The organism is Microcystis sp. LE19-10.1B (assembly GCF_027530565.1).
GTDB classification, from domain to species: Bacteria; Cyanobacteriota; Cyanobacteriia; order Cyanobacteriales; family Microcystaceae; genus Microcystis; species Microcystis aeruginosa.
On the sequence record NZ_JAPZQM010000537.1, the window covers coordinates 1 to 1062 of the forward strand.

1 protein-coding gene is annotated in these 1062 nt (G+C 37.4%); it reads right to left on the reverse strand.

The window, feature by feature from the left end; genetic code table 11:
* Positions 1-394: 394 nt before the first annotated feature.
* On the reverse strand, positions 395-1062 hold a 668-nt coding region (locus O9332_RS19360; RefSeq protein WP_288026959.1), incomplete at its 5' end, for an RNA-guided endonuclease InsQ/TnpB family protein.

Below are 1062 nucleotides of genomic sequence, written 5' to 3' on the forward strand. Positions count from 1 at the left end.
AAATCCTTATCTGGCAAGAGACTTAATTCGATTAGTTCGCTCTAGATAAAAAACAATTGACAAAAATCGCTAAATGCCTTTCTATATAAGGGTTCCATCCCTTATAACCCCCGTCCATTGCATAACAATTACCGAAGAGCCGCTTTTCTTAATCTCTAATAGAGCATCTGATAGTTAGTAAAAGTATAGTCAAATATAGACAGACTGAATTCCATTTCAGAAATTCCCTTCACTTTTACTTCGAGAGATTGATTCTCCTTGGGTGAACTACGCACCTCTCTATCCCATAGCGGTTAAACGCATTTGGGAATGCTTTTCGTAAAATGTTGTAGGAACCCATGACATCAGATTGACAAAGAAATCCTCTATCTGTACGATATAACCCTCGCTTAATTCAGTTTCCTGAAAACACTGGCTTTTCAGTTATCTGTCCATACACTGGTAGCGGATCTAAATTCAAAAAATTAGAAGCTGAGGTATAGGATTCTTCTTGAAGAATCACAGAGATTCCTACTAATTGACATTTATAACTAATCATGTCAATTAATCGAGCATGAGGGATGGTCACAAATTTTTGATTGTTGACTTTTCCTAAGTTCACTTCTTGTTTCCAACCGTCATTTTTCCCAATTACTAAAGTTGTTATCTCTTGCTCAACTAAGAGATTGACTAAATAACGACTAGCCTGATGAAGATAATCATCTACTTTCTGATTACGGCAACGGGTTAAACGGCGAATCCTCTGGGAACTTTGACGATTTAACAGAGATTGTAACTTAGCCCGACGTTGGTTATAAAATTGATTCAGGCTTTTTAACGGTCTGCCATTAATCAACAAAGGGATAAAGTCCGGTTGATTTGAAGTTACAGCCATCAAATTATCTATGCCTAAATCTATCACAGCTATCTTTTCATTAGGAGCTAAGAACTGTTCAGTTTTCTCATAAATTACCTCGATTACATAACAATCACATTTAGGAACTATTCTGACTTCTGCTATGCGCTCCACCACTCTCGTCGGCAAGGCAATTGAAGTCCCTGATAGTTTGACTAACCCTTGCC